The sequence below is a fragment of the Streptomyces sp. NPDC054841 genome (assembly GCF_053611045.1).
Genome location: NZ_JBSGZO010000557.1, coordinates 1 through 5,146, shown reverse-complemented (window position 1 = coordinate 5,146; position 5,146 = coordinate 1). Strand labels below are relative to the sequence as shown.

6 protein-coding genes and 2 tRNA genes are annotated in these 5,146 nt (G+C 69.1%); 6 read left to right on the top strand and 2 right to left on the bottom strand.

The window, feature by feature from the left end; genetic code table 11:
• Nucleotides 1–111: 111 nt before the first annotated feature.
• The 3 genes from rsfS to ACWGI8_RS39080 all read left to right on the top strand — a co-directional run bounded on the left by rsfS (nucleotide 112) and on the right by ACWGI8_RS39080 (nucleotide 1,524).
• Nucleotides 112–552 (top strand): ribosome silencing factor, encoded by a 441-nt coding sequence (gene rsfS, locus ACWGI8_RS39090; protein WP_453668199.1) that lies wholly within the window; start codon nucleotides 112–114, stop codon nucleotides 550–552.
• Nucleotides 549–1,208: a histidine phosphatase family protein gene (locus ACWGI8_RS39085; RefSeq protein WP_453668198.1), complete on the top strand. Its 660-nt coding sequence runs from the start codon at nucleotides 549–551 to the stop codon at nucleotides 1,206–1,208. Before rsfS ends, ACWGI8_RS39085 begins: the two co-directional genes overlap by 4 nt.
• 243 nt (nucleotides 1,209–1,451) lie before the next feature.
• Nucleotides 1,452–1,524: transfer RNA gene (locus ACWGI8_RS39080), tRNA-Ala, on the top strand.
• A 203-nt stretch (nucleotides 1,525–1,727) separates the two neighbouring features.
• On the opposite strand, the gene ACWGI8_RS39075 is transcribed toward ACWGI8_RS39080, so the two are convergent.
• Nucleotides 1,728–2,588, bottom strand: coding sequence for a helix-turn-helix transcriptional regulator (locus ACWGI8_RS39075; RefSeq protein ID WP_453668197.1), 861 nt, complete (start codon nucleotides 2,586–2,588; stop codon nucleotides 1,728–1,730).
• 110 nt (nucleotides 2,589–2,698) lie between these two features.
• On the opposite strand from ACWGI8_RS39075, the gene ACWGI8_RS39070 reads away from it, so the two are divergent.
• Both ACWGI8_RS39070 and ACWGI8_RS39065 read left to right on the top strand, forming a co-directional pair.
• On the top strand, nucleotides 2,699–4,141 hold the full coding sequence (locus ACWGI8_RS39070; RefSeq protein WP_453668196.1) for an MFS transporter: 1,443 nt from the start codon (nucleotides 2,699–2,701) through the stop codon (nucleotides 4,139–4,141).
• A gap of 239 nt (nucleotides 4,142–4,380) precedes the next feature.
• Nucleotides 4,381–4,614: a hypothetical protein gene (locus ACWGI8_RS39065; RefSeq protein ID WP_040916346.1), complete on the top strand. Its 234-nt coding sequence runs from the start codon at nucleotides 4,381–4,383 to the stop codon at nucleotides 4,612–4,614.
• Here ACWGI8_RS39065 and ACWGI8_RS39060 read toward each other — a convergent pair.
• A complete protein-coding gene (locus ACWGI8_RS39060) occupies nucleotides 4,593–4,817 on the bottom strand; it encodes a hypothetical protein (RefSeq protein ID WP_453668195.1) in 225 nt (74 codons plus the stop codon). The genes ACWGI8_RS39065 and ACWGI8_RS39060 overlap by 22 nt on opposite strands.
• A 226-nt stretch (nucleotides 4,818–5,043) precedes the next feature.
• On the opposite strand from ACWGI8_RS39060, the gene ACWGI8_RS39055 reads away from it, so the two are divergent.
• Nucleotides 5,044–5,116 (top strand) — tRNA-Ala (locus ACWGI8_RS39055).
• Nucleotides 5,117–5,146 lie beyond the last annotated feature (30 nt).

Sequence of the window (5,146 nt, the reverse complement as noted above, 5' to 3'; positions counted from 1 at the left end):
GTCCGGACCGGGCCCGGGGCGGCGTCGTACGGGCCACAATTAATCGCTGCGTGGGCTGTCGGCGGTCCGTGAGACCCTTGAGGGGTCTTGACCGCCGACGAAAGCCTGCTTGTGACCGCCACGGACCGCTCCATCGAGCTCGTCAACGCCGCCGCCCAGGCGGCCGCCGACCGGCTCGCGCACGACATCATCGCGTACGACGTCAGCGACGTGCTGTCGATCACCGACGCCTTCCTGCTCGCCTCCGCACCCAGCGACCGCCAGGTCAAGTCGATCGTCGACGAGATCGAGGAAAGGCTGCTCAAGGAGCTCGGCGTCAAGCCGGTGCGCCGTGAGGGCGACCGTGACGCGCGCTGGATCCTGCTCGACTACGTCGACATCGTCGTGCATGTGCAGCACAGCGAGGAGCGTGTCTTCTACGCCCTCGAGCGGCTGTGGAAGGACTGCCCTGAGCTGCCGCTGCCCGAGGACGCCCTGAAGACCCGCGGCAAGGCCGAGGAGCACGCCAGGCTCGTCGGCGACGGCAGCGGTCCGGACGGTGAGCTGAGCTGAGCAGCAGCCACACCGGCAAGGGCAGAGGCCGCCGTATCGTCCTGTGGCGGCACGGCCAGACCGCCTGGAACGTGGAGCGTCGGTTCCAGGGCTCCACGGACATCGAGCTGACCGAGACGGGCGTCGGCCAGGCACGCCGCTCCGCGCGGCTGCTCGCCTCGCTGAAGCCGGACGCGATCATCGCGTCCGACCTGAAGCGGGCGGCGGCCACCGCCGGCCAGCTCGCCGCGATCACCGGGCACGAGATCACCCGTGACACCGCGCTGCGCGAGACCTACGCGGGCGCCTGGCAGGGTCTGACCCACGAGGAGATCGTCGAGCGCTACGGCGAGCAGTACGCCGCGTGGAAGCGCGGCGAGCCCGTCCGCCGCGGTGGCGGCGAACTGGAGACCGAGGTCGCCGACCGGGCCGCTCCCGTCGTCCTGCGCCATGCCGACAAGCTGCCCGACGGCGGCACGCTCGTCGTGGTCAGCCACGGCGGCACCATCCGCACCACCATCGGCCGGCTGCTCGGCCTGGAGGCGCACCATTGGGAGAGCCTGGGCGGCCTGACCAACTGCTGCTGGTCCGTGCTCGGTGAGGGCGCCAGGGGCTGGCGGCTGCTGGAGCACAACGCGGGCACGCTCCCCGAGCCTGTCCTCGGCGACGACGACTGAGACCGGCTGGCAGCTGGGACCCCTTCGGTGGCCGGGACGGTTCAGTGACCGGACTGCCGACCGGGTTCCGGCTGATCCATTCGGCGTAGGGGACCGGCCGCCGCCCGAGGCCGGTCGTCGGCCGTGGACCCGCCGATGACCGCCCCGGACCGGACCGATGGCCCAGACCGTCCGGATTTCACTTTCCGGCTGGTCACAGGCTAAGGTTCTTCTTGTTCGCAGCGCGGAGCGCGAAGAACACAAGGGGCTATAGCTCAGTTGGTAGAGCGCTTGCATGGCATGCAAGAGGTCAGGAGTTCAATTCTCCTTAGCTCCACAAGCACCATCATCCGGATCCCGTCCCCATCAGGGGGCGGGATTTCGCTTTGCAGGGCTTGGTACGCGCGCCGACCACCGGTTGCCTCGCCGGGTCACGCTGCGAGCCTCGGTCCGGCGGGCACACAGCTCCTCCTCAGGCCTCGGTCCGGCGGGCACACAGCTCCTCCTCAGGCCTCGGTCCGGCGGGCACACAGCTCCTCCTCAGGCCTCGGTCCGGCGGGCACGAAGCTTCCCCATGCGATGGTCGCTCTCCTCGTCGTTCGGCGTATAGGCGACGATCCGGCACTCCGGCATCCCGTCGATGGAGAGTGACACCGAAGTCATCCTGACCTCGCCCACCGCCTCGTGCCGGAAGGTCTTCACCCTGGGCCCGGGCGGGACGACATCGCCGCTCTCCCACAGCTCGGCGAAAGCCGGGCTGGCATCCGACAGCCGCCGTACGAACGCCTCCCACGAGGGCTCGCCGACATGCCGCCCGTACGCGGCGCGCAGCGTCGCCACCATGACCGGCAGCTCGCTCTCGCGGAAGACCAGCGGGCAGCTGGGCTCCGGCACGGTGAAGAGCGTCCACAGGACGTTCGGTATCCCCCTGTTGCCCGCAGTGCCCGAAGGCGGCCGAATGTCGTAGAACAGGTCCCGGTAGGCGGGGTTGGTCGCGAGGATGTCGTAGCGCGTGTTGTAGACCACGGCAGGGTGAGGATCCAGGGCGTCGATGATGCCCTGGATCTCCGGGCTGGCACTCGCCACATCCGACTCCCGGTCCGGCGCGTACGGCACCTCCGCCAGGTGGTACAGATGCTCCCGCTCGGGCTGGTCGAGCCGGAGCGTGCGAGCCACGGCATCCAGGACCTGCGCCGAGGCATTGATCGGGCGGCCCTGCTCCAGCCACGTGTACCAGGTCACACCCACTCCGGAGAGCTGCGCGACTTCCTCGCGGCGCAGCCCCGGGGTGCGTCTGCGCAGCCCTGGCGGCATGCCGACATCCTCGGGGGTCACCCGGGCCCGGCGGCCGCGGAGAAACGCTGCCAGCTCTGGACGGCGGCGTTGTGCCGGTGCTGTCATCGTCGCCACACCCCCATGGTCGAAGACCTGTGCCGCCGCTGCCAGGTGCTGCCAGTACCAGTATCAGCGGGCTCTCGTTACCTGTATCAGATCGCCTGGAGGCTCGGTCCATGACCACGACCTCAACGGCGGCTCCAACTCCCGTATCCAGTAAAGACCCTGGCACTGACAACCGGCCCGGCCTGCTGCTCGCCGTCGTGCTGGCGGCGCAGTTCATGGCCCTGCTCGACGCCTTCATCGTCAATGTGGCCGCTCCGACGATCCGTACCGAACTGAACGCCTCCGGAGCGGGGTTGCAGCTGGTCATCGCCGGTTACACCATCTCGTACGCCGTCCTGCTGATCACCGGCGCGCGGCTCGGTGATCTGATCGGCCACCGGCGCATGTACCTGGGCGGGCTGGCGGTCTTCACGGCCGCCTCGCTCGCCTGCGGACTGGCCGCCGGCGCCGGACAGCTGATCGTCTTCCGGCTGGTCCAGGGCGCGGGAGCGGCCCTGATGATCCCGCAGGTGCTCAGCCTCATCCAGCGGAACTTCACGGGCGAGCGGCGGGTGCGGGCCCTCGGCGCCTACTCCGCCGTCCTGGCCACCGGTGCCGCCGCCGGGCAGGTCGCCGGGGGTGTACTGGTCAGCGCGGACCTGTTCGGTGCGAGCTGGCGCCCGGTCTTCCTGGTGAACGTCCCGATCGGCATCGTCCTGCTGGCGCTGGGTACGTGGGCGCTGCCGCGCGACCGCCGCGACGACCCGGAGCGCACCCGCGGTCTCGACCTCCCGGGCCTCGTCCTGCTGGCCGCTGCGGTATCGCTCTTCACCGTTCCGCTGGTCCTCGGTCAGGAGCAGGACTGGCCGCTGTGGTCCTGGCTTTCCCTGGGTGCCTCCGTGGTCCTTTTCGCGGCGTTCTGCGCGTACGAGTCGAGGCTCGCGCGGCGCGGCGGTGCCCCGCTGATCGCCCCGCGTGTGCTGCGTATCCCCGGTATGGGCCGCGCGGTGCTGCGGATTCTCCTGGTGATGGGCGTCAATGCCGGTTTCCTGTTCACTCTCACTCTGCACATCCAGGGTGGTCTCGGTCACAGCGCGCTCCGCGCGGGCCTGACCTTCGCGCCGACGGCTGTCGTTTTCGGTGTGATCGGGCTGACCTGGCGGCGCTGGCCCACAGCGCTCCATGGATCGCTGATTCCGGGCGGATTCGTGCTGACCGCCGTCTCCACCGTGGCGGTGGGCTGGGTGCTCAGGGACGGTGGCAGCGGCGGCGCCGGCCTGTACGTCGCCTTCGCCGGGGTCGGCACGGGCCTGTCCCTTGCCTTCAGCCCCGCCCTGACCGGCGCACTCGCGACCGTACGGCAGGCGGACGCCGCGGACGCCAGTGGCTTGCTGGCGACTGTCACCCAGCTCGGGCAGCTGCTCGGAGTGGCGACTTTTGGCACACTCTTCCTGAACCGGCTGACCGCGCCGAGGGTGCAGGCGTCCGCCGACGCGCTCTGGGTGTGCGCCCTCGCGCTGGCGGCCGCCGCGATCTTGGGAGCGATGGCAGGTCTCGTTCGCCGACGCCCATGACCCTCTTGCGGTGCCATGGCAGAATCGGGACGGCCGGAGGGGGATGACGGCTCGGACGGGAGGGAGAGGCGATGCCCGGAGGCAGCATCGAGGAGGATGATGACCTGCTCGTCGCTGCGGAGGGCCGTGCTCGCCTCAGCTGCCCCTCATGCGGTTCGTCCCATGTTGCCCAAGTGCTCGGCGACAACGGAGGTATCTCGTACGTGTGCACGGCCTGCGGCCACAGCTGGAGCTGAGTGATGGGTGCACACAGGAGGAAATGCGACTGGTGCGGCAGCGGTACGCCGATCGTCCGTGACATGGACCCGATCAATCCCGAGTACCAGTACTGGTGCGAGGAGTGCGCCCGGGCACTGATCATAAAGGGCGACCCCATCGAGACATACCGTGAACTCGAAGGGGAGCCGATCTACGGACGGCTGCTCGACGAGCACTGCACGCTCAAGCGCTTCTATTCGTTCGCGACGGCCTGAGGCTCCAGCCCGACCAGCACGGCGACGGTCATCAGTACATAGAGGGCCGAAAGTGCCATCTCGCCGGTGTTCAGGGTGAGTTCGGGACGGTCGGGACCATGTGGCGCCCACCACAGTGCGTACGAGCGGAAAGCCGGCCCGGTGCAGACCGTCCAGCCCGGCCCGAAGCGGATCGCGACCAGTACCAGTACCAGCATCGGCACGCACCGGACCGGAACGCCGCCAGGGGCAGCGAGCAGGCGGCGGCGCCGAGGGCGTAACGGCTGAGCCTGCGAACGGAGGCGAGCGCCATCACGATCACGGTCCCGAACGGGGACGTTACCGGCCTAGCAGGTGCAGACCGGAAACGATTTGGTGAACCACCGGGGGGACCGTGTAATGTTCTCTGTGTCGCCGCGGGGGAAACCCACAGCGAGCGGCAGACAGCAAGGGGCTATAGCTCAGTTGGTAGAGCGCTTGCATGGCATGCAAGAGGTCAGGAGTTCAATTCTCCTTAGCTCCACAGCAGCTCGTCAGAGCACAAGAAGAGGGC